Consider the following 22,026-nt stretch of genomic DNA (forward strand, 5'->3'; position numbering starts at 1 on the left):
CACAGAGTCGCTAAGCATCCCCCAGCAGGCGCTGGTAGAACGCCAGATCCAGCCAGCGCTCGAACTTGTAGCCGACCTCGCGCACGGTGCCGGTGTGGCTGAAGCCGAGGCGCTCGTGCAGCGCGATGCTGGCGACATTGGTGGCGTCGATGCCGCCGATCATGCTGTGGTAGCCCTGCGCCTCGGCGCGCGCGATCAGCGCCTCCATCAGGCAGCGCGCCACGCCGCGCCCGCGATAGTCGCGATCGACGTAGACCGAGTGCTCGACGCAGTAGCGGTAGGCGGCGTGGGGCCGGAACGGGCCGTAGCTGGCAAAGCCCATCAGCCGACCGCTGGCGTCGTCGCACACGCCAAGGATCGGCAAGTCACTTTCATGCTTGGTGCGGAACCACTGCTCGATGAAATCCAGCGTGCGCGGCTGATACTCGTAGAGCGCGGTGGTATTGAGAATGGCATCGTTGAAGATCGTCATCACGGCGTCGCCGTGGGCATCGAACTGACACTCGATCGGGGTCATGCGGACACTCGTTCCCATCATCGTTATTGGATAGACGCGCCACCGGCGTCAGTAGAGTGCCGTCGCCTGCAGCGTGGCCAGCGGGCGTTCGCGGCTATCTTCCAGCACCAGTCGATCACCACTGCGCGCCAGATGTCGGGTGCGCGAGAGCACATCGAGCCAGTCCTGCTGCTGCGCCTGCAGCGGGCCGCTACAGGCGCGCCGGGTGGTGCCCAGGGCCGAGAAGCTCAAAGCGTCGTCGGTGTGCTGATAACGCCCCATCAACCGATTGCAGCCGGTCGAGCCGCGCACGTGGCCGGCGGCGTTGAACACCAGATGCGCCTCGCGCTGCTGGTCACCCACCACCGCCGCCTCGCCGCCCAGGCTATCCAGACGCCAGTAGGTGCCCACCAGCGGCTCGCTGGGCGCCGGCGCGGTACGCCCGGCGCAAGCGCTGAGCAGACCGGTGAGCCCGACGACGGCGAATACCGCCAGGGTGAGACGCAGGGACTGGGGCAGCATGAACATGGCTAGAGACCTCCGGCGACGAAAGGGGCGGTGCGCCGCCTCGACGACGCACCGTTAGAACGGCCATCTTCGCCCGATTCGGCCAATGTCGACAACTCGCGCCCCGCACCGGGTCACCTCAGTGGCGCTCGATCATCGCGGTCAGGTCCTCGGCGATCAGCGGCAGGCTTTCGCGCCAGGAGAGATAGGGGGTGGAAGCAGTGCCGTTGATCAGCACCGCGAAGCTGCCCCAGCGCCCCTCGCGGGTGCGGAAGTAGCCAGCGACGGCGCGCACCGTGACCGGCTCGTTGAGGGTGCCGGTCTTGAGCATCACGTGATCCTGGAACACCTCACTGCCACGACGGATGAAGTGCATCGGCCCGTTGGTGGGCACCTGCATGCCAGCGACGAAGGTGGGGAACAGCGAGGCGTTGGCGTACATCGCCGCCAGCAGCGCATCAACGCTGCGCGCCGAGACGCGATTCTCCGGAGTCAGGCCGCTGCCGCTCTTCAGCGTCGCCGCACCGTGCCCGGGCAGGCCGGCGGCAAAGCGCTGGAGCATCGCCCCGGCGTCAGCCAGCTGCTGCTGAGAACCAACGGTGAGATCCATCGCCAGGGTGTCGGCCATGAAGTTGTTGGAATAGTTGAGCGTACGCAGCAACAGCTCCTGCAGCGGCTTGCCCTCGACCGCGGCGAGCTGAACGGCGGTCACCGGCGGCGGTTGCTGGCTCACCGCATAGCCACGGCTCACCGCCACCCCGGACTGCTGCAGCAGCGCCAGCAGCGTCTGGCCAGTCTGGTCGGCGGGGTCGGAGCTGGCCTTGTAGATCGCCTGGGGGAAGCTGCCGGCGGGAATCTGGCCACTGACCTTGAGCGTATCGCCCTGGCTGTCGGTGACCCGCGCGGCGGAGAGGCTCAGCGAGCCATTGGCAGCGACCGTACGCACCTGGTTGTCGACCCGCAGGATCGGCGTCACCGTATCGCAGCTGGTGATCCGCGCCGGCTGCCCCACCGCGCCCGGTGCCACCGTGGCGCACCAGCTGCCGTAGTTGATCGCCGCCGACGACAGCAGCGCGCTGTAGGCATTGGTGCCGCGGGTCTGCGTCTTGCAGCGGTCGGTGGTGGTGCAGCGCACCGGGCCGAAGCGCCACTGGCTGATCACCAGCTGGCCGTCGACCCGCTTGACGCCGCTCTCGCGCAGCTTCTGGATCAGCCGCCACAGCTCCTCGGAGGTGAGCGCCGGGTCGCCGCCGCCCTCGAGTACAAGATCGCCATGCAGGGTACCGCTGGGGTCGACGCTGCCGACCGAGACGAAACGCGTGGTGAAGCGGTGCTGCGGGCCCCAGCGGTCGAGCGCCGCCGCCGCGGTATAGAGTTTGGTCACCGACGCCGGCGACAGCGCGCGGTCGGGGTCGAGCGCCCCGAGCACCTCGCCGCTGCCCAGCAGACGTGCCTGGGCGCTGATCGCAAAGCCCTTGTCGGCGAGCTGGGCAACATGATCGAAACCCGCCGCCTGCGCGGCCATGGAGAGCGTGGAGAGTGACACCAGACATGACGCCAGAAAACCGCGATACAACGCTTGCCGCATGATGAGAACGTCCGCACTGAGTGAAAGAGAAAAGAGGTGAAGCATCAGTCAAAACCGATGCACCGAGACTAGTCGAGATCGACCGCGTAGCGCCACAGCGTCTGGCCACTCTCGGCGTACTTGCGCTCGAACGGGGTCAAAAACGTCTCCTCCGGTTGGAACGCCCCCCACTCACCGCGCCGGTCGCACAGCGCCTCTACCGCCAGCGCGAACTCCTCGACGTAGATCGCCCAGTTGGAGCGCAGCTCCAGGCACCCGCCCAGCGCGACCAGGGTGGGGAAGACCGGATGGCCGTGCCAGCGCTTCTTGAGCTGGGCGCTCTTGGGGTAGGGGTTCGGGTAGAGCAGATAGTGGCGCGCCGGGCGCCAGCCGGCCTCGTGGGCCAGACGCCAGAAGTCGACCAGGTCGGCGCGTACCAGCAGCGCATTGCCCGGCAGTTCGCCGTGATCGCGGGAGAGCCGCTGCTCGCTGCGGTCGACGCCGATCACCGCGTGATCGGGGTGGGCCAGCGCCAGGCGCCGGGTGGAGAGCCCCACGCCGCAGCCAGCGTCGAGAATCAGCGGCTTGTCAGTGGTGGCGAGCCAGGCGGCGGCGCGCTCGAAGGCGGCGCGGGTGTGCTGGGCCGGCGGGCGCTGCCAGACACTGGCACTGGCACGCGCGACGCGACGCGCGAGGTCGCGATGGGGGCCACTTTGATTACTGACGATGGCGCGCGAAGACGATTGCATGGCGGAAACACTGACGAGCGGAAAGACCCGCCAGTCTACCAGCCCTGAAGCCTGCGATCTCGCCACACCAACCCGCCACTCACCTTGGCCGCGGCATGACGCCACGCACGCGCGGGTGTATCATCCCAGCCCACATTCAGCCAATCTTGGCAATACGCCCTTCGAAGGCAGGCGCGGTTCACCACGTTTCGTCGATTCCCGCGATCGGCACGCGCCCTGTCGGGAGACGCCCTTTCTCGTCGCTGCGTCACTCCCTGCCTCGAAGAGCCCGATTGCCCCCAACGCTCACGAGGGACGTGGCTTGTCACATTTACCGGTGATCGTCGGCATGGGCGGCATCAATGCCGCGGGAAGGACCTCCGGGCACCACGCCTACCGCCGCACGATTCTCGAAGCCCTGCCGCAGACGGCACAGACCCAGACCCTGGTGGCCCTGGCAGCACTCATGCGCCTGGTCACCCGCAGCGCGGACGGCGGCTGGGAGAGCGCCGAGGGTGAAGCCCTCGACGTCTCCCAGATCGTCGCCCGCTATCGCGAGCACATCCTCGCCCACACCCTGATCCGGCGCATCGAGGACGACGCCTTCGGCGCCGCGGGCATTCCCGGCAACCGCGAGCTGGCGATGACCTTTGCCGAGCCGGTGCGTTTCACCACCTCGCGTCGGCAGCTACCGCAGCCGCTGCCGGCGGGCTGGGAAGTGCGCGAGATCGACCGTCACACGGTCGAGGTCGCGGTGCCCGCGGGGGCGCTGCAGGCGCTGCTGCCGGAGCGCCGCCAGGCCGCCGTGCGCGCCGCCGGCCAGCTGCCGCTGGGCTTTGCCCCGGACACCTTCTATCGCAGCGTGCACCATCCGCGCGGGCTGTCGATGGCGATCTTCGGCGTCAGCGACTGTCTCGGCCAGAGCGGGCTCGACTGGGAGCGCGTGCGCGGCCAGCTCGACCCCGATGCCATCGCGGTCTACGCCGGCAACTCCATCGGCCAGCTCGACGACGCCGGCTGGGGCGGCATGCTCAAGAGCTTCGTCACCGGCAGCCGCACCACCTCGAAGCAGATGCCGCTGGGCTACGGCCAGATGCCGGCCGACTTCCTCAACGCCTACGTGCTCGGCAGCGTGGGCGCCACCGGTGCGATCCAGGGCGCCTGCGCGACCTTCCTCTATAACCTGCGTCTCGGGGTCGAGGATATCCGCCAGGGCCGCCGCCGCATGGTGATGGTGGGCACCAGCGACGCCCCGGTGACGCCCGAGATCATCGAGGGCTTCCGCGCCATGAGCGCGCTGGCCGACGATCAGAGCCTGATGGCGCTGGATGCGCTGGAGCTGCTCACCGACGCCGACTACCAGCGCGCCTGTCGGCCGTTCGCGCGCAACTGCGGCTTCACCATCGCCGAGGCGTCGCAGTTCGTGCTGCTGATGGACGACTCGCTGGCGCTGGAGACCGGCGCTCAGATCCTCGGCGCGGTGCCGGACGTGCACGTCAACGCCGACGGCTGGAAGCGTTCGATCTCGGCCCCGGGCATCGGCAACTACATCACCCTGGGCAAGTCGGTCGCGCTGGCGCGTTCGATCCTCGGCGACGACAGCGTGCGCCAGCGCACCTATCTGCACGCCCACGGCACCAGCACGCCCAAGAACCGCACCACCGAGTCGCACATCTTCGATCAGGTGGCGCGCGCCAACGGTATCGAGAACTGGCCGGTGGCGGCGATCAAGGCGTTCATCGGCCACTCCCAGGGCAGCGCCGCGGGGGACCAGATCGCCAGTGCCCTAGGGACGTTCGCCCACGGCTACATCCCGGGCATCCCGACCCTGGATGCGGTGGCCGACGACGTCTTCGCCGAGCGCCTGCGCTTCTTCCGCGAGCCGCTGGCGTTCGAGGCCGATGCCAGCTTCATCAACGCCAAGGGTTTCGGCGGCAACAATGCCACCGGGCTGCTACTCTCGCCGGCAGTGACCGAGCGTCTGCTGGTCAAGCGTCACGGCCAGCGCGCGGTGGACGCCTGGCGCGGGCGCCGCGAGCAGGCGCTGGCCGCCTCGGAGCGGTATCGCGAGGCCGCCGACAGCGGCCGTTTCGAGGTGATCTATCGCTTCGGCGAGGGCGTGCTCGAAGGCCCCGAGCTGGAAGTGGGGGCCGAGGCCATCCGCATCCCCGGCTATGCCCAGCCGGTATCGCTCAAGGCCGACAACCCCTTCGGCTCGCTCGAATGACACTATCGAGTGACGCTATCGAGTGGCGCAGCCGAGCGATAAGGCGGCAACCGGCAGGAGAGTGAGTGCATGAACACCGTGGTCTATCCCGGCACCTTCGACCCCATCACCAACGGCCATCGCGATCTGATCCAGCGCGCCGCGCGGATCTTCGACAAGGTGGTGATCGCGGTCGCCGCCAGCCCGCGCAAGCAGCCGGCGCTGGCGTTGGCCGAACGCGAGGCGCTGGCGCGTGAGGTGGCCGCGGGCTGGCCCAATGTCGAGGTGGTGGGTTTCGACGGCCTGCTCACCGAGCTCCTGACCCGGCTCGACGCGCGCATTCTGCTACGCGGGGTGCGCGGCGCCACGGATTTCGAGTACGAGCTGCAGCTGGCCAACATGAACCGTGCCCAGTCGTCGGACGTGGAGACGCTGTTTCTGACCCCGGAGATCCAGAACTCCTATCTCTCCTCGACCCTGGTGCGCGAGATCGCGCGCCTCGGCGGGGACGTTTCCCAACACGTATCGCCGTGCGTGGTCGACGCACTTCGCCGGCGCTTCGCGACTGACGGCGCCTGAGCGCCGCGAGGAGAGCCACATGGCCCTGATGATCACCGACGAATGCATCAACTGTGACGTCTGCGAGCCGGAGTGTCCCAACGACGCCATCTCGCCCGGCGAGGAGATCTACGTCATCGACCCCGCGCGCTGCACCGAGTGCGTCGGCCACTTCGACGAGCCCCAGTGCCAACAGGTCTGCCCGGTCGACTGCATTCCGCTCGACCCCGAGCGCCCGGAGACGCGTGAGCAGTTGATGGAGAAGTACGAGATCATCACCGCCGCCTGAGCGGGTCGTGGTAGCCGCTGCGCCAGCGTTCTCATTTCCCTCGCCTGCAAGGATGCCCGTGGCCAGCCAGGACACTCCCCGCTACTCCACCCGCCACGTCTGGACGCTGGCGTGGCCGATCATTCTCTCCAATATCACCGTGCCCCTGCTGGGGCTGGTGGATACCGCGGTGGTCGGTCATCTGCCGGATTCGCGCTATCTCGCCGCGGTGACCCTGGGCGCCACGCTGTTCAGTTTCCTCTACTGGGGCTTCGGCTTCCTGCGCATGGGCACCACCGGCCTGACCTCGCAGGCGGTGGGCCGCGAAAACGACAGCGACGTACGCCTGCTGCTGGCCCAGTCGCTGGTGATGGCAACGGTGATCGGGGTGGCGCTGATTCTCTTCTCGCGTCCGCTGATCGCCGGCGGGCTGTGGCTACTCGACGGCAGCGAGGCGGCCATGCAGCTGGCCGCCGACTACGCCCATATCCGCATCTTCTCGGCCCCGGCGGTGCTCGCCAACTACGCCATCCTGGGCTGGTTCATCGGTCAGCAGAAGACCCGTATCACCCTGGCGATCCTGCTGCTGACCAACGGCGTCAACATCGTGCTCGACCTGCTGTTCGTGGTCGGCTTCGGACTGGCCAGCGATGGTGTCGCCTGGGCCTCACTACTCGCCGACTACGCCGCCCTGGCGTTCGGCCTGTGGCGGGTCGCGGTGCACTGCCGCCAGCTCGGCGGCTCGCTGTCGCGCCAGGCACTGCGGGTTTGGGCGCACTACGCCGCGCTGATCCGGGTCAACCAGCACCTCTTCGTGCGCACCCTGGGGCTGCTGTTCGCGCAGGCGTTCTTCACCGCTCAGGGGGCCAACTTCGGCGATACCACCCTGGCCGCTAACGCGGTGCTGTTGCAGTTCATTATGCTCACCTCCTTCGCCCTGGACGGCTTCGCCAACGCCGCCGAGGCACTCACCGGGCGCTCGGTGGGCCGGCGCGCCTGGGACGACTTCGGCGACGCGGTGCGCGCCGCGGGCAAGCTCTCGCTACTGGTGGCGGGGGCAGCGATGGCGCTGTTCGCCGTCGGCGGCGACTGGCTGGTCGCACAGCTCACCGACCTGCCGGAGGTACGCGCCACCGCCAGCGACTACCTGCCGTGGATGATCGCCATGCCGCTGCTGGCGGTGTGGAGCTATCTGCTCGATGGAGTCTTCATCGGCGCTACCGAGAGCCGGGCCATGCGCAACTCGGTATGGCTGGGGCTGGCCGTCTACCTGCCGACGTGGTGGCTGACCCAGGGCTTCGGCAACCATGGCCTGTGGTTTGCGTTCCTGGTGTTCACGCTGGTGCGCTCGGCCACCCTCGGCGCCTGCTACGTGCACTACCGGCGCACGCGCTGGTGCAGTGCCGCTACCCACACGCCCACAGGCGCTGAAAGCAGCGAAAGTGCCGAGGAATCAGTCAGCTAGTCGTCGACCAAGGTTGACTAATCGCGACAGGGGGAATGCGCTAGGCTGCGCTTAAAACAACAGCGAGCCTCGCCACCATGCTGCAGAAACTCTCCCGCCCCGCGGTCAAACTGGTCGAACGCTACCTGCCCGACCCCTATATCTTCGTACTGCTGCTGACGCTGGTCGCCGCGCTGGCGGCGATGCTGTTCGAGCAGCAGTCGCCGCTGGCAGTAATGCGCTACTGGGGCGACGGCTTCTGGGGTCTGCTGGCGTTCTCGATGCAGATGCTGCTAGTGCTGGTCACCGGCTTCATGCTGGCCAGTTCGCCACCGGTCAAGCGCCTGCTCGACGCCCTCGCCGGCCTGGCCCGCTCCCCGGGCGGTGCGATCGTGCTGGTGACCCTGGTGTCGCTCGCCGCGAGCTGGATCAACTGGGGCTTCGGGCTGGTGATCGGGGCGCTGTTCGCCAAGGCGCTGGCGCGCCGGATACGCGTCGACTACCGCCTGCTGATCGCCAGCGCCTACTCCGGCTTCGTCGTCTGGCACGGCGGCCTGGCGGGCTCGATTCCGCTCACCATCGCTACCCCGGGCCACTTCAGCGAGGCCCAGATCGGCATCATCCCCACCTCGCAGACGATCTTCTCACTCTACAACCTGCTGATCGTCGGGATCCTGTTCGTGGTCATGCCGTTGATCAACCGCTGGATGCTGCCGGACGCGCAAGAGAGCGTCTACGTCGAGCCGTCCCAGCTCGCCGAGCCCGACAGCGCGCGGCCAACGGACAACACGCGCCCCGCCGACCGGCTCGAGAACAGCACCCTGCTGTCATGGCTGGTGGGCATCCCGGGGCTCGTCTATCTCTTTCACTACTTCGTCTTCGCCGGCGGCGGGCTCAACCTCAACAGCGTCAATTTCCTGTTCCTGTCGCTGGCGATCGTGCTGCACCGCACCCCGCGCAGCCTGCTGGCGAGTCTCCAGGAGGCGATCAAGGGCGGTGCCGGCATCGTCATCCAGTTCCCCTTCTATGCCGGCATCATGGGCATCATGATGGGCTCGGGGCTGGCGCAGTCGCTCTCCGAGCTGTTCGTCGCCATCGCCAGCGCCGATACCCTGCCCTTCTGGTCGTTCATCAGCGCCGGCGTGGTCAACCTGTTCGTGCCCTCCGGTGGTGGCCAGTGGGCGGTGCAGGCGCCGGTGATGCTGCCCGCGGCCCAGGCGCTGGGCGCCGACGTCGCGCGGGTGGCGATGGGCGTGGCCTGGGGTGACGCCTGGACCAATCTGCTGCAGCCGTTCTGGGCTCTGCCGGTGCTCGCCATCGCCGGGCTCAACGCCAAGGACATCATGGGCTTCTGTCTGATCCAACTGGTGGTGACCGGGGTTATCATCGGGTTGGGTCTGACCTTCTTCTAGACCCCGTTCGAAAAGGACTACGCTCGGCAATACGGGCAGTCACGCCCGATCTGTGGTACATCTGGCCCACGACAATAGTGGGTCAGACAACGCCGAGGACACCGTGACGCCCGACGATTTTCCGCGACAGCACGAGCTGTCGATGACCGTGCTGATGACCCCCGACATGGCCAACTTCAGTGGCAAGGTGCATGGCGGGGCGATCCTCAAGAAGCTCGACGAAGTCGCCTACGCCTGCGCCAGCCGCTACTCAGGTAGCTATGTGGTGACACTGTCGGTGGATCAGGTGCTGTTCAAGCAGCCGATTCATGTCGGCGAGCTGGTCACCTTCCTCGCCATGGTCAACCATGTCGGACGCTCGTCGATGGAGATCGGCATCAAGGTGCTGGCCGAGTCGATCCAGGAGCATGTGATCCGCCACACCAACAGCTGCTACCTGACCATGGTGGCGGTGGACAGCGCCGGGCATCCGGTCGAGGTACCACCGCTGGCGTTGAAGACCCCGTTGCAGAAGCTACGCTTCGAGAAGGCCGCGATGCGCAAGAAGCTGCGCAAGCAGGAAGCCGAAGAAGAGCGCAACGCCATGACCGCCTACCGCCAGGGCCATCACGACGTGTGAGCCCGGCGGCGGCACCGACAAGGAAGTCCGATGCCCGCAAGCGCGCCCCACGCCGCCCCCACCAAGCGCCCGATCAGCCGCTTCAGCGAACGCCTGCTGCTGGTCTGGGACATCGCTGTGGTGCTGCTGGTGGCAATCAACCTGGCCCTGCTGCTGTTCGACAGCCTCTATCTGATCCCGCCGCTCAATGAGGCTTTCGAGGCGCTGGCGCCGGGGCTCCATCACGCCTATCAGGTCAATGTGCGCGAGCACTTCTTCCGTATCGATCTGTGCTTCGTGGCGATCTTCATCCTCGATGTGCTGCTGGGCTGGGCCATCGCCATCGCCCAGCGGCGCTACGCACGCTGGTTCTTCTACCCTTTCGTGCACTGGTACGACGTGCTCGGCTGTATCCCGCTCGCCGGTTTCCGCTTGCTGCGCGTGCTACGCGTGGTCTCGCTGCTGATCCGACTACAGCGGCTGGGGGTGGTCGACGTGACCCGCTGGCCGCTCTACCGCTTCTATCGCACCTACTACGGGGTGGTGATGGAGGAGCTCTCCGACCGCGTGGCGATCAAGCTGCTGGGGGATATCCAGCACGAGATCGCCCAGAGCGAACACCTCACCCGGCGCGTCTCCGAGGAGGTGATCCAGCCACGCAAGGCGGCCCTGGTGAGCGAGATCGCGGCGCGCCTGGAGCGCACCATCGACAAGAGCTACGCCGAGAACCATCGTCAGGTCCATCGCTACGTCTCGGCGCTGGTCGCGCGCACCCTGGAAGAGAACGCCGAGCTGCGCCGGCTCAAGCGTCTGCCCATGGGCGATGCCGTGGCCGAGGGTCTCGAGCGCAGCCTCGACGATATCGCCAACCGGGTGGTCCACGAGGCGATCGACGGCCTGCGCTCGCCGCACTTCCACTCGCTGCTGGCGGATCTGGTCGGCAGCGGTATCGATGCCTGGCTGCGCGTCGACAAGACCACCGATCAGGTCACCCAACAGGTGCTGATCGACGTGCTCGAGCTGCTCAAGCAGCAGGTCGCGGTGCAGCGCTGGAAACTCGAGATGGACCCGGAGCGCACCATCCGCGAGCGCGACGCCGCACGCAAGACTGCCGGCGAGCAGCGCTAGGCAGGCCGCCAGTCCAGGTCGGCGAGATCGGTACCACGGGAGAGGGGGCGGAGGGCCGCTGTCGAGGGTGCACGCGGCGCCCTGGACAGTGGAGGAGACAGTGAAGGAAGAGTCGGGCTATTGGCGGATGAGGCGGCTTATTGCGGGCCGCCGGGGCGCCCGACCATGCGCTTCAGGGTATCGTCGCGACGCCCGAAGTGGTGATGCATCGCCATCGCCACATGCCCCAGGATCATCAGCGTGATCAGCCAGGCGATCGGCTCGTGGACCACACCCAGCGCTGCTGCCCAGGGTACGTCGGCGCCCGGCGCCAGTACGCTTCCGAAGGCGTGTACGCCGTAACCGGAACCCCAGGTCATGAGCACGCCGGAGAGCGGCATCATGATCAACAGTGCATACATCAGCACATGCGCCCACACTGCCAGCCGCTGCAGGCTGCCTTCATGCACCGGGCGATGGCCGAGCTGGGACAGCGCCCACAGCGTGCGAATCGCCATCAGTGCGAGCACGCTGACCCCGATACTGGTGTGCCAGGGCAGGATCAGTCGACTGAAGGCATTGCCGTCCCACACTTCGTGCAGGAACACGCTGGTGAGCTGAACGATCACCAGTGCGGCCACGACCCAGTGCAGAAAGCGGGTCGCCGAGCCGTAAACCTGAGGAGAGTCCTGCAGCATGGCGAAGGTTCCTTATCGGGTTATCTCATCTTGTGAAGGCGCGGATCATACCTCTGAACGCACACGAACCGCCCTTCACACGTTGACGTCTCGGTGGGATACCGCCTCAACCGCAGGCGAGGGAGAGAATCCGGCGCTTATCGTCGACCCGGATATCCAACCGCCCGGGGCGATGATCCATGGTGACCTGCTCGTCCGGCTGGATCACGCGGATCTCGTCGGCCCGCGAGCGATCCTCGATCCAGCGCCGGGTAGTCTCGTCGAGAATCTGGCCGTTCATGCTGCCGACCGCCTGCGCCCCACAGCTGTCCGCGGGCAGCGGTTCCATCATCGGCGGCGGGGGCGGTGCCTCGTCCGGTGCCGGCGCGGTGCTACAGCCTGCCAGCAGCAGGCTGCCGAGCAGCAGGGTGGTGGCGGGGATCTTCATCGATAGCTCCTTGTAGGGGTAAGCATCCTTGATGAGCTTCAGATTAGCACCTGCGACGCGGGAGAACAGCGGTTGGTCGCTCGGCGGTCGGCCCGCTAGACTCTGCTGAGGCATGGCGCGGTGTGCACCGCGTCCATCGACAACGATATCGATGACGATCACGATATCGGCGACATCGACAACGACGACAACATCGGCGTGCCGCCACGGCCGCCCAGCCAGGGATGACATCATGCGCAAGCTACTCGCCATCGGCCTCGCCGCCGCCACCCTCACGGCCGCTACCGGCGTCGCCCAGGCCGCCGACGCGCCGATCCGCGTCGCCTCCAAGATCGATACCGAGGGCTCGCTGCTCGGCAACATGATCGTCGAGGTGCTCGAGAACGCCAACCTGCTGGTGGAGAGCCGTCTGCAGCTGGGGCCGACCAATATCGTGCGTCAGGCGCTGATCTCCGGCGATATCGACCTCTACCCCGAGTACACCGGCAACGGCGCTTTCTTCACCGATACCACCGACGATCCGGCGTGGAAGAACGCCGCCGATGGCTACGCCAAGATCCGCAAGATGGACCTCGAGCAGCACCAGCTGGCATGGCTGACCCCGGCCCCCGCCAACAACACCTGGGCGATCGCGGTGCGCCAGAACGTCGCCGATGCCAACGACCTCAGCAGCATGGCCGACTTCGGGCGCTGGGTGGACAACGGCGGCGAGGTCAAGCTCGCCGCCTCGGCGGAGTTCGTCGAGAGCGACGCGGCGCTACCCAGCTTCCAGCGCGCCTATGACTTCACCCTCGACGAAGATCAGCTGCTGGTGCTCTCCGGCGGCAATACCGCGGCGACCATCCGCGCCGCCGCCGAGGGCACCAGCGGCACCAATGCCGCCATGGTCTACGGCACCGATGGCGCGATCGACGCCGCCCAGCTCAAGGTGATGGACGACCCCAAGGGCGTGCAGATGGTCTACGCCCCGGCGCCGGTGGTGCGCGAAGCGGTGCTCGAGGCGCACCCACAGATCGCCGAGCTGCTCGAGCCGGTGTTCGAGTCCCTCGATCGCGAGACCCTGCAGCGCCTCAACGGCAAGATCCAGGTCGACGGGCTGCCGGCCAAGCAGGTGGCGCATGACTACCTGACTCAGCAGGGCCTGCTGGATTGACCACGGCATGCCGCATGAGCAAGCCCCGCGGGTGATCGGCAACCGGGTACTGCTGACCCTGTGGCTGGCCGCGGCCATTGGCGTGGCGCTGCTGCCGTTCGCCACGCTCTCGCCCAACCGGCTGGTCTCGGGCCAGCCGGTGATGCTATGGCAGGCGCTGCCCGGCTGGCAGCTCGGTGCACTGGGCCTGATCGCGGCCGGGCTGCTGCTGGCCGCGCTGGCGCGGGGGCTGGCGTCGCGTACCGCCTGCTGGTTGGGGCTGGCGCTGACGCTGCCGCTGCTGGGGCTGACTCTGTTCGCCCTCGGCGACTATGCCCAGCGCGCCCTGGCCGAAGCCTCCCCCGCCGCCCGAGTCTCCCAGGGCGGCGCCTTCTGGCTGCTGCTGTTGGCGGCAGCGCTGATCGCCGTGGATGCGCTGCAGCGCCTGCGTCTGGCGCTGTTGGCGCGGGCACTGTTTGCGCTGCTGGCGCTGGGCCTGATCGGCGCCTGCCTGGCGAGCGACCTGCTCGCACCGCTGTCGCTGATGCGCGAGTTCGCCAATCAGCGTGACATCTTCGTCGCCCAGGGCCTGCGCCATCTCGCCCTGGTCGGCGGCGCGCTGTTGCCGGCGCTGGCCCTGGGGCTGCCGCTGGGGCTCGTGGCGGCTCGCAGCCGGCGCTGGCGCGATGGCCTGTTCAGCGTGCTCAACGTGTTCCAGACGCTGCCCTCGATCGCCGTGTTCGGAATGCTGATCGCGCCCCTGGCGGCGCTGGCCCACGCGGTGCCGTGGCTGGGCGAGCTGGGAGTCAGCGGTATCGGGGTCGCACCGGCGATCATCGCCCTGGTGCTCTACTCGCTGCTGCCGGTGGTGCGCAACACCTACGCCGGCCTCGCCGGGGTGCCGGCAACGACGCTGGAGGCGGCCCGCGGCATGGGCATGACCTCGCGCCAGATCCTGTGGCGGGTGGAGCTGCCGCTGGCGCTGCCGGTGATCCTTTCTGGGCTGCGCATCGTCACCGTGCAGGCGATCGGGCTCACCGTGGTGGCGGCGCTGATCGGCGCCGGCGGCTTCGGGGCCTTCATCTTCCAGGGCCTGGGGCAGTACGCCATCGACCTGGTCCTGCTCGGCGCCATCCCCACCATCGTGCTGGCGGTGATCGCCGACTTCCTTCTGCAACTGCTGGTGGCCGCGAGCCGCCCGCCCGGCACCCGTTGACCCGGGGGAACCCCATGATCGAACTGCAAGGGCTGACCAAGACCTACGCCGGCAAGCGGGTGGTCGACGACGTCTCGCTGACGCTCGAGAGCGGCGAATTCGGCGTGCTGATCGGGCCTTCGGGCTGTGGCAAGTCGACCACGCTGAAGATGATCAACCGCCTGATTCCGCTGAGCGAGGGACGCATTCTGATCAACGGCGACGACGTCACCCAGCTGCCCGTGGAGCAGCTGCGGCGGCGGATCGGCTACGCCATCCAGTCCACCGGGCTGTTCCCGCACTGGAGCGTGGCGCGCAATGTGGCCACCGTGCCGCAGCTGCTCAAGTGGCCCAAGGCGCGCATCGATGACCGTGTCGACGAGCTGATGACGCTGTTTCAACTCGACCCGGCCGAATTCCGCGACAAGTACCCGCACCAGCTCTCCGGCGGCCAGGCACAGCGGGTCGGGGTGGCCCGGGCGCTCGCCGCCGACCCCGAAGTGCTGCTGATGGACGAGCCGTTCGGCGCGGTCGACCCGCTCACCCGCGAGACGCTGCAGGCGGAGATGAGGCGCGTCCACGCCCAGACCGGCAAGACCATCGTCTTCGTCACCCATGACATGGACGAGGCGCTGGCCCTGGCGACCCGCGTCGCCCTGCTCAACGGCGGCCGCCTGGTGCAGTACGACCGTCCGATCGAGATGCTGGTCGAGCCCGCCGACGACTTCGTGCGCGAATTCATCGGCCAGGCCGATCTGGGTCTCAAGCTGCTGTCGCGACGCTTTGTGCACCAGTACCAGCGCCGCGCCCGGCTGGCGCCGGAGACCGGGCTGGAGCGTCTCGACGAGCACGCCTGGCTGGTCGACGCCGGGGGCCGCCCGAGCGCCCTGGCCGGCGCGCGGCTGGATGACGCCGACGCCATCACCCGGGTCAAGCCCGAGTGGATCGCCACCCCGGAGATGAGCATGAAGGAGGCGCTGTCGCGCATGGTGTGGTACCGGGTGACCGCCCTGCCGGTGGTGGACCGCGACGGGCGTCTGATCGCCGAAGTGGGCATGCCCGGAGTGATGGGGATCGGGGGCGACAGCGCCGTCAGCGAGGCCGCATCATGAGCGTTGCCGCCGCGCGCTCGGGGCTGCGTCGCGCCGCCGCCGGCAACCTCACGCTGGTGCTGCTCACACTGCTGCTGGTGGGGCTGACGCTGGGCATGAGCCAGTTGGAACCGCTGTTCCGGGCGCTGTTTCCCGATCTCAGCCAGCCGCTCTACAGCCGCGACAGCTTTCTCAATCTGATGCTGGCGCACATCGGCCTGGTGCTGGTGTCGTCGCTGATCTCGGTAAGCGTCGGCGTGACCGCCGGGCTCTTCGTCACCCGCCCTGCCGGGCGCGAGTTCGAGCCCATGGTGTCGTCGCTGGCCGCCATCGGGCAGACCTTCCCCCCGGCGGCGGTGCTCGCCATCGCTGTGCCGCTGGCCGGGTTCGGCTTCACCCCGACGATCATCGCACTGTCGCTCTACGGCCTGCTGCCGGTGATCCAGAACACCATCGCCGGGCTCGGCACGGTCCCCGCGAGCACTCGGGAAGCGGCACGCGGCAACGGCATGAGCGCGTGGCAGATCCTGTGGCGGGTGGAGCTGCCGCTGGCGATGCGGGTGATCATCGCCGGGGTTCGGGTGTCGGTGATCATCAACATCGGCACCGCCACCATCGGCTCCACCGTCGGTGCCAAGAGCCTGGGCACGCCGCTGATCGCCGGGCTGGTGGGCAACAATCTGGCCTACGTGATCCAGGGTGCGCTGCTGGTAGGGCTACTGGCGATCGTCACCGACCTGGCGTTCGAGCGCCTGGAGCGGCGCTACACCTTCGGCTGAGGTTGAACCGCTGTCGCAGGCGCTGGGAGACTTTCTCATCGGGCTCGAGGCGAAAAGTCGGTGAACGCAAGTGGTGTCTATCAGGAAGCTAGCCGAAATACTGGGCGCCATTGATATCGACAATGCTTCCCGAGACGAAGGCGGCACCGTCACTGGCCAGCCACAGCGCGGCCGAGGCGACGTCTTCGGGCACCCCGGCGCGCCCGGCGGGAATGCCGGCAACGGTGTCGCGCTTGGACGCTTCGCTGGTGAAGGTGGCATGGAACGGGGTCGCCTCGATGAACCCCGGCGCCAGCGCGTTGACGGTGATGCCGCGTGCGGCGACCTCCTTGGCCAGCCCGCGGGTGAAGCCGAACAGCGCGGCCTTGGCGGTGGCGTAGGCGGTGGCGCCAGGGTGGCCTCCGTTGCGCCCGGCCAGCGACGACAGCGTGATGATGCGCCCGCCCTCGGCGCCGAATAGTGGCAGCAGATAGTGGGTCATCAGAAACACCGAGTCGACGTTGAGCGTCTGCACCTGGCGCCACAGGGTGTAGGGCATCTCCTCGATGCTCGAGCGCTGCACCAGACCGCCGGCGTTGTTGATCAGGATATCGACCCGACCGCATTCGGCCCGCAGCCAGTCGGCGAACTCGGCCACCGCGGCCTCGTCAGTGACGTCGAGCGCCCGTGCCAATGCCGGCTCGCCCCCGCTGGCACTGAGCGCCTTAAGCGCCGCGGCGTCGGGCTGGTGCGAGCGATAGGTGACGACCACGCGGGCGCCGGCCGCCGCCAGTGCTCGGGCAATGGCGTAGCCGATACCCACGCCGCCACCGGTGATGACAGCGATACGGCCCTGCAGCTGTGATTCAGACATCGGTTCCTCCGGATGAAGCGCGAGTGATGGGCGCCGATACGCTCGCGCGAGCGCATCGGCGCCATAAGCTCAGGATAGCGCCAGATGGGAGTTGCGACGTCAGAGCGTGCGGGGCGTTTGGGTGTCAGGCTTCGACGTCGGCGAGCAGTCGCAGCCCCAGTGCCGGGCTGGCGCCACCGCGGGCCTGGGTGGCGATCCAGCCGGCGGCTTCGAGCTCGGCGGCGGCGCGACGCACCAGGGCATGCTCGATGCCCAGGTGACGCGACAGCTGCGCGCTGGAGAGCGACGGCTCGGCGACGTCATGCAGCGCGGCCATTAGCAGCGCCGCCAGCGGGTCGAGTTCGGGGTGCGCCGCCTGGAGCGCCGTGAAGCGGCGCTCGAGGGCGACGACATCGAGCTCCGATGGCCCACGCTCAGGCAAGGCGGGCGCTCGCTGCCAGGCGCACGGCCACCGACTTCGATGCCGGGGTGTGGCTCTGCTCGCCCTTGTGGTCGAGCGGGATCAGCGGATTGGTTTCCGGGTAGTAGGCGGCGGCGCAGCCGGCGGGCGTATCGTAGGCGACGATCTTGAAGCCATCGGCACGGCGCGTCACGCCGTCGTCCGACTCGCCGATCAGGTCGACCCACTGCCCCACGGCAAACCCCAGCCGGTCGATATCCTCGGGGTTGAGGAAGATCACCCGACGGCCGTTCTCGATACCGCGATAACGGTCATCGTAGCCGTAGACCGTGGTGTTGTACTGGTCGTGCGAGCGCATCGTCTGCAGCGTGATCCAGCCCTCCCGGGCGGCGAGCCGCTGATGCATCACCTCGCCCGGCAGTGCGTCGTTGGAGAACTCCGCCTGGCCGCTGGCCGTCGGGAACTCACGGCGTGCCACCGGATTGGCCAGCCAGAAGCCCCGCGGCGCGCGCACCCGGGTGTTGAAGTCGTCGAAACCGGGGATCACCGCGGCGATGTGCTCGCGAATGCGGTCGTAATCCTCGCGCAGCGCCGCCCACTCAACGCTGTCGTCGTCACCGAACAGGCGCTCGGCGATACCGGTGAGGATCGCCACTTCCGAGCGCAGCGCCTTGTCCGCCGGGCGGTTGATGCCCGCCGAGCCGTGCACCATGCTCATCGAGTCCTCGACCGTGATCAGCTGCGCCTTGCCTGCCGCGTTGCGGTCGATCTCGCTGCGCCCCAGGCACGGCAGGATCAGCGCCTCGCGCCCGGTGATCAGATGGCTACGGTTGAGCTTGGTGCTGATGAAGGCGGTCAGCGCGCAGTTGGCCATCGCCTGCTCGGTGACACCGCTGTCGGAGATGGCGCGGGTGAAGTTGCCGGCCAGGCCGACGAACACCTTGCCCGGCTGGTCGCGCATCGCCTTGACCGCGGCCACCGAGTCGACCCCGTGATGGCGCGGCATGGGGCGCTGATAGTAGGCCTCCAGCGCGTCGAGCAGCGCATCCGCGGGCTTCTCGAAGATCCCCATGGTGCGGTCGCCCTGGACGTTGGAGTGGCCGCGCACCGGCGAGGTGCCGGCGCCGGGCTTGCCCAGGTTGCCGCCCAGCATCAGCAGATTGACGATCTCGCGTACGGTGGCCACCGAGTGCACGTGCTGGGTGATGCCCATGGCCCAGCAGGCGATGGTGGCACGCGAGCGGGCGTAGAGATCCGCGGCCTCGCGCATTTCACGCTCAGACAGCCCCGATTGGGCCTCGAGCTCGGCCCAATCGGTAGCCTCGACCCTCACCCGATAAGCCTCGAGATGCGCGGTGTGCGCGGCCAGGAAGGCGTGGTCGAGCACCGCCTCACCGGCGGCATCGCGCTCGAACAGCGCCTTGGCCATGCCGCGTACGGCGGCCATGTCACCGCCCAGCTTGGGGCGGAAATAGAAGGTGCTGATGCGATGGCTACCGTTGTGCAGCATCTCCAACGGCTTCTGCGGGTCGGCGAACTTCTCCAGTCCGCGCTCCTTGAGCGGGTTGAAGGAGACGATGGTGGCGCCGCGCTCGGCCGCTTCGCGCAGCACGCCGAGCATGCGCGGATGGTTGGTGCCGGGGTTCTGGCCGAACACGAAGATCGCCTCGGCGCGTTCGAAATCCTCCAGCCGCACACTGCCCTTGCCGGTACCCAGAGCCGCGTTGAGCGCCACACCGCTGGCCTCATGGCACATGTTGGAGCAGTCCGGCAGGTTGTTGGTGCCAAAGCGCCGCGCCAGCAGCTGGAACACGTAGGCCGACTCGTTACCGGCCTTGCCCGAGGTATAGAAGATGGCGTCGTCGGGGGTCGGCAGCGCCTTGAGTTCCTGGGCTACCAGTGCGATTGCGTCCTCCCACGCGATCGGCTCGTAGTGATCGGTCTCGGCGTTGTAGCGCATCGGCTCCACCAGCCGCCCCTGGTCCTCGAGCTGGTAGTCGTCCCAGGTCTTGAGTTCGCTGACGCTGTGGCGGGCGAAGAACTCCCGCGTGACGCGCTTGGCGGTGGCTTCCCAGGTCACCGCCTTGACCCCGTTCTCGCAGAACTCGAACGACGAGCCGTGCTCCGGGTCGCCCCAGGCGCAGCCGGGGCAGTCGAAACCGTCGGGCTGGTTGAGCTTGAACAGCGAGCGCGCGTTGAGCGCCGGCGAGCGGCTGTGCCACAGATGCTTGCCCACCGACTTGAGCGCGCCCCAGCCGCCGGCCGGGTTGCGGTAGGAGAAGACCTTGGGATCGCGGGCAAGGCCCGCCTGCGGCGGCTCGTGGGAGGCCGGAGACTCAGGGGCTTGGCGAGACTGGGACATGGGGTTCCTTGCTGCGTGAAGGCGTGCGCTCGGCCGGATCATCAGCGCTCGCGCGGGGCACGCGCTGACGGGAGATCGCCTCGATGGAAGGGGCGAGACCGGCTGGCAATCGGGCCACGCGGGCGGGCGGTGCGGGATCGCGCCGGCGCCCAGGCACCGATACATACCAAAGCCTAAGGTTAATACCAAAGTATAATACGAAAGCATAGTACGCCCGCTAACTAGTGGCTGTCGATACAGCCACCATTGAAGGCGTCAAGGCATGGCTTATCGGCCCCGCCGCGCCGAGCTTGAGCTCGTCGGCCCGGGGCTTATGGATCGACGTGGATGAACGGCGTAGAGAAACGGCGTAGAGAAACGGCGTGGAGCCAGCGGGTCAGACCAGCGGGTCGAACGGATCAGCGGTCGCCTCGGCTCAACAGTTCGAGCCGGCGTCCACGGTGGCAGTTGATCAGGGTGAGATTGCAGGCGCGCGCCACTTCCACCGCCAGCCGCGAGGGGTAGGAAAGCGTCGCCAGGGTCGCGATACCCGCGCGCACGCTCTTCTGCACCAGTTCCAGGCTGCAGCGGCTCGAGGTCATCGCCCAGGCGGCCTGACGGCCCTGGCGCAATCCCTCGCCGATCACCTTGTCGAGCGCATTGTGACGCCCGATATCACGTCCTGCGGCGATCAATTCGCCGTCGGCGGCGAAACTCAGGGCCAGGTGCATACCGCTCTCGGCGCGGTCTTGGAGCGCTGCAAGCCCGCTGCGCAGCGCCGCCGGCGCCGGTGGGTTGGCCGGTGCCAGTCGCGTCAGCCCGAACAGCAGCTGCGACTCTTCCTGCACGCCGCAGGCCCCGCAGCCGCTGGTGGTGGTAGTGGCCCGCGCCTGCCCCGCCGCGCGCCGCTCGATCCGCGCCGCCACGTTCAGGCGCACGCGATGGCCATGGCGGCTGCTCTCGCAGGCGAGCGACGCGATATCGGCATAGCGGTCGATCACCCCTTCGCTGAAGGCGAACCCCACGGCCAGCGCCTCGAGCTGATCCGGCGTCGCCAGCACGGTGGCGTAGGCGGTGTCGTTGAAGAGAATCGAGACCGGGCGCTCCTGCGGCCCTGGCAGTTCCCCGAGATCGGTCTCGCTGCTGTCGAGGTAAGCGTCGGTAGCGCCACTGCCCTCGGGCGATGGATCGGTATGGGGCGTGGCGTGAGGTGAATCTGGCGTCATCGGCTGTCGCAGCTCTCCACGGTAAACACGGATCGAACCGCGCAAAATTCGGTGGGTGATTGGGGGTGTGCGCAGAGATCGAGCGTAGCGGAGAAGTCGACCGGAGGGATAGCCCCAAGGCGCGCTGTACCCAGCGTATCCTCGGCACGGCAAGGAAGGCGACGACGCGCGCACAGCCAGAGCGTCCGGCGGCTCGCCGCCGGACGCCTCTCACCTCAGTTGGCGGCGTCCTGTACCGCTTCGCCACCCTCTTCGATGTCCTGGCCCGCACCGCTGACGGTGTTGCAGCCGGACAGGATACCGGCGCCCAGCAGGGCGAGCAGAGACAGCGCAATCAGTCGTTTCATCGTTGTCGTCCTCCATAACGTTTGTTGGCGAGTGGCCCGAGATGCCACCGAGGCCGGATTCTGGCCGACCCACTGTCAACATAGCAGAGGCGACCCCGCTGCGCGCTGTCTACCCGCCAACGCCCCGCCGTGGCCGCGACGCTCGGCGTCACGGCGCTCGACGTCGCGGCGTAGCCGCCCGTAGAGTAGGCGCTTTCTGCCGCCGATCCCCGGAGCCGACATGCCGACCTTCACCCTCGACCCGCGCCTCGAACAGGACAGCCTGCACGTCATCGACCTGACGCTGTGCCAACTGCGCCTGAGCCGCGACGCCCGCTACCCCTGGGCGATCCTGATTCCGCGCCGCTCCGAGGTGGTCGAGCTCTACCACCTCGATAGCGAGGCGCAGGCCCAGCTCTGGCACGAAGGCACGCGCCTGGGCGAGGCGATGATGGGCCACTACGGCGGTGACAAGCTCAATGTGGCGACGCTGGGTAACATGGTGCCGCAGCTGCATCTGCACGTGATCGTGCGCACCCGCGGAGACGACGCCTGGCCGGGGCCGGTGTGGGGCCAGGGCGAGCCGCGCGCCTATACCGAAGCCGCCCTAGAAAGCCGACGCAACGAGCTCGAACAGCTGGCTCTCGGAGCCGGCCTCCTCGATTGA

General features: G+C 68.0%; 23 protein-coding genes. 12 read left to right on the top strand and 11 right to left on the bottom strand.

The annotated features are described in order from the left end of the window. Nucleotides 1-10: 10 nt before the first annotated feature. The 4 genes from J0A90_RS15905 to J0A90_RS15920 form a co-directional block, all read right to left on the bottom strand. Nucleotides 11-517 (bottom strand): GNAT family N-acetyltransferase, encoded by a 507-nt coding sequence (locus J0A90_RS15905; RefSeq protein ID WP_207034285.1) that lies wholly within the window; start codon nucleotides 515-517, stop codon nucleotides 11-13. A 48-nt stretch (nucleotides 518-565) separates the two neighbouring features. After that, entirely contained in the window at nucleotides 566-1,024 is a 459-nt protein-coding gene (locus tag J0A90_RS15910) for an META domain-containing protein (RefSeq protein ID WP_207034287.1), read from the bottom strand. 118 nt (nucleotides 1,025-1,142) lie between these two features. Continuing rightward, complete coding sequence (gene dacB / locus J0A90_RS15915; RefSeq protein ID WP_207034292.1) at nucleotides 1,143-2,591, bottom strand: D-alanyl-D-alanine carboxypeptidase/D-alanyl-D-alanine-endopeptidase; 1,449 nt, start codon at nucleotides 2,589-2,591, stop codon at nucleotides 1,143-1,145. Between the two features lie 68 nt (nucleotides 2,592-2,659). Next, entirely contained in the window at nucleotides 2,660-3,319 is a 660-nt protein-coding gene (locus J0A90_RS15920) for a tRNA (guanosine(46)-N(7))-methyltransferase TrmB (protein WP_207034295.1), read from the bottom strand. A 328-nt stretch (nucleotides 3,320-3,647) separates the two neighbouring features. Between J0A90_RS15920 and J0A90_RS15925 the strand changes: the two genes are divergently transcribed. The 7 genes from J0A90_RS15925 (at nucleotide 3,648) to J0A90_RS15955 (ending at nucleotide 10,912) form a co-directional block, all read left to right on the top strand. After that, complete coding sequence (locus tag J0A90_RS15925) at nucleotides 3,648-5,525, top strand: beta-ketoacyl synthase (RefSeq protein ID WP_207034561.1); 1,878 nt, start codon at nucleotides 3,648-3,650, stop codon at nucleotides 5,523-5,525. Nucleotides 5,526-5,594: 69 nt separating this feature from the next. Further along, nucleotides 5,595-6,083 carry a pantetheine-phosphate adenylyltransferase gene (gene coaD / locus J0A90_RS15930; RefSeq protein ID WP_207034297.1) on the top strand — a complete coding sequence of 163 codons (489 nt, stop codon included), beginning with the start codon at nucleotides 5,595-5,597 and terminating at the stop codon, nucleotides 6,081-6,083. Continuing rightward, nucleotides 5,968-6,351 (top strand): YfhL family 4Fe-4S dicluster ferredoxin, encoded by a 384-nt coding sequence (locus tag J0A90_RS18780; protein WP_233076874.1) that lies wholly within the window; start codon nucleotides 5,968-5,970, stop codon nucleotides 6,349-6,351. Before coaD ends, J0A90_RS18780 begins: the two co-directional genes overlap by 116 nt. A gap of 52 nt (nucleotides 6,352-6,403) precedes the next feature. Continuing rightward, nucleotides 6,404-7,795 carry an MATE family efflux transporter gene (locus tag J0A90_RS15940; RefSeq protein WP_207034300.1) on the top strand — a complete coding sequence of 464 codons (1,392 nt, stop codon included), beginning with the start codon at nucleotides 6,404-6,406 and terminating at the stop codon, nucleotides 7,793-7,795. A gap of 77 nt (nucleotides 7,796-7,872) precedes the next feature. Then, nucleotides 7,873-9,186, top strand: a complete 1,314-nt coding sequence (locus J0A90_RS15945; protein ID WP_207034303.1) for a short-chain fatty acid transporter — start codon at nucleotides 7,873-7,875, stop codon at nucleotides 9,184-9,186. 142 nt (nucleotides 9,187-9,328) lie between these two features. Beyond that, nucleotides 9,329-9,805, top strand: a complete 477-nt coding sequence (locus J0A90_RS15950; RefSeq protein WP_051896374.1) for an acyl-CoA thioesterase — start codon at nucleotides 9,329-9,331, stop codon at nucleotides 9,803-9,805. A 30-nt stretch (nucleotides 9,806-9,835) separates the two neighbouring features. Further along, entirely contained in the window at nucleotides 9,836-10,912 is a 1,077-nt protein-coding gene (locus J0A90_RS15955) for an ion transporter (RefSeq protein WP_207034306.1), read from the top strand. A 137-nt stretch (nucleotides 10,913-11,049) separates the two neighbouring features. On the opposite strand, the gene J0A90_RS15960 is transcribed toward J0A90_RS15955, so the two are convergent. Beyond that, the gene (locus tag J0A90_RS15960; RefSeq protein ID WP_207034309.1) at nucleotides 11,050-11,589 is read right to left on the bottom strand and encodes a cytochrome b; all 540 of its coding nucleotides are present in this window, start codon (nucleotides 11,587-11,589) and stop codon (nucleotides 11,050-11,052) included. A gap of 106 nt (nucleotides 11,590-11,695) precedes the next feature. Further along, complete coding sequence (locus tag J0A90_RS15965) at nucleotides 11,696-12,016, bottom strand: I78 family peptidase inhibitor (RefSeq protein WP_207034312.1); 321 nt, start codon at nucleotides 12,014-12,016, stop codon at nucleotides 11,696-11,698. A 232-nt stretch (nucleotides 12,017-12,248) separates the two neighbouring features. Between J0A90_RS15965 and J0A90_RS15970 the strand changes: the two genes are divergently transcribed. From J0A90_RS15970 to J0A90_RS15985, 4 genes are read left to right on the top strand one after another with little or no spacing between them, the layout of a single operon-like run. Continuing rightward, entirely contained in the window at nucleotides 12,249-13,169 is a 921-nt protein-coding gene (locus J0A90_RS15970) for an ABC transporter substrate-binding protein (protein WP_207034315.1), read from the top strand. Between the two features lie 7 nt (nucleotides 13,170-13,176). Next, a complete protein-coding gene (locus J0A90_RS15975) occupies nucleotides 13,177-14,364 on the top strand; it encodes an ABC transporter permease (protein ID WP_207034318.1) in 1,188 nt (395 codons plus the stop codon). A 14-nt stretch (nucleotides 14,365-14,378) separates the two neighbouring features. Further along, on the top strand, nucleotides 14,379-15,455 hold the full coding sequence (locus J0A90_RS15980) for an ABC transporter ATP-binding protein (protein WP_207034321.1): 1,077 nt from the start codon (nucleotides 14,379-14,381) through the stop codon (nucleotides 15,453-15,455). Then, on the top strand, nucleotides 15,452-16,213 hold the full coding sequence (locus tag J0A90_RS15985) for an ABC transporter permease (protein WP_233076857.1): 762 nt from the start codon (nucleotides 15,452-15,454) through the stop codon (nucleotides 16,211-16,213). Before J0A90_RS15980 ends, J0A90_RS15985 begins: the two co-directional genes overlap by 4 nt. An 88-nt stretch (nucleotides 16,214-16,301) precedes the next feature. On the opposite strand, the gene J0A90_RS15990 is transcribed toward J0A90_RS15985, so the two are convergent. The 5 genes from J0A90_RS15990 to J0A90_RS16010 all read right to left on the bottom strand — a co-directional run bounded on the left by J0A90_RS15990 (nucleotide 16,302) and on the right by J0A90_RS16010 (nucleotide 21,380). Then, nucleotides 16,302-17,066, bottom strand: a complete 765-nt coding sequence (locus J0A90_RS15990) for an SDR family NAD(P)-dependent oxidoreductase (protein WP_233076858.1) — start codon at nucleotides 17,064-17,066, stop codon at nucleotides 16,302-16,304. A 124-nt stretch (nucleotides 17,067-17,190) separates the two neighbouring features. Further along, the gene (locus tag J0A90_RS15995; RefSeq protein WP_207034326.1) at nucleotides 17,191-17,487 is read right to left on the bottom strand and encodes a MarR family transcriptional regulator; all 297 of its coding nucleotides are present in this window, start codon (nucleotides 17,485-17,487) and stop codon (nucleotides 17,191-17,193) included. Then, a complete protein-coding gene (locus tag J0A90_RS16000) occupies nucleotides 17,480-19,828 on the bottom strand; it encodes an FdhF/YdeP family oxidoreductase (protein WP_207034329.1) in 2,349 nt (782 codons plus the stop codon). The genes J0A90_RS15995 and J0A90_RS16000 overlap by 8 nt, the downstream gene beginning before the upstream one ends. Nucleotides 19,829-20,226: 398 nt before the next feature. Beyond that, on the bottom strand, nucleotides 20,227-21,033 hold the full coding sequence (locus J0A90_RS16005) for a formate dehydrogenase accessory sulfurtransferase FdhD (protein ID WP_207034330.1): 807 nt from the start codon (nucleotides 21,031-21,033) through the stop codon (nucleotides 20,227-20,229). Nucleotides 21,034-21,248: 215 nt separating this feature from the next. Next, a complete protein-coding gene (locus J0A90_RS16010) occupies nucleotides 21,249-21,380 on the bottom strand; it encodes an entericidin A/B family lipoprotein (protein WP_035475804.1) in 132 nt (43 codons plus the stop codon). A 220-nt stretch (nucleotides 21,381-21,600) separates the two neighbouring features. Here J0A90_RS16010 and J0A90_RS16015 point away from each other — a divergent pair, with 220 nt between their 5' ends. Continuing rightward, complete coding sequence (locus J0A90_RS16015; protein ID WP_207034332.1) at nucleotides 21,601-22,026, top strand: HIT domain-containing protein; 426 nt, start codon at nucleotides 21,601-21,603, stop codon at nucleotides 22,024-22,026.

This window comes from Salinicola sp. DM10, assembly GCF_017306975.2.
Taxonomy (GTDB): domain Bacteria; phylum Pseudomonadota; class Gammaproteobacteria; order Pseudomonadales; family Halomonadaceae; genus Salinicola.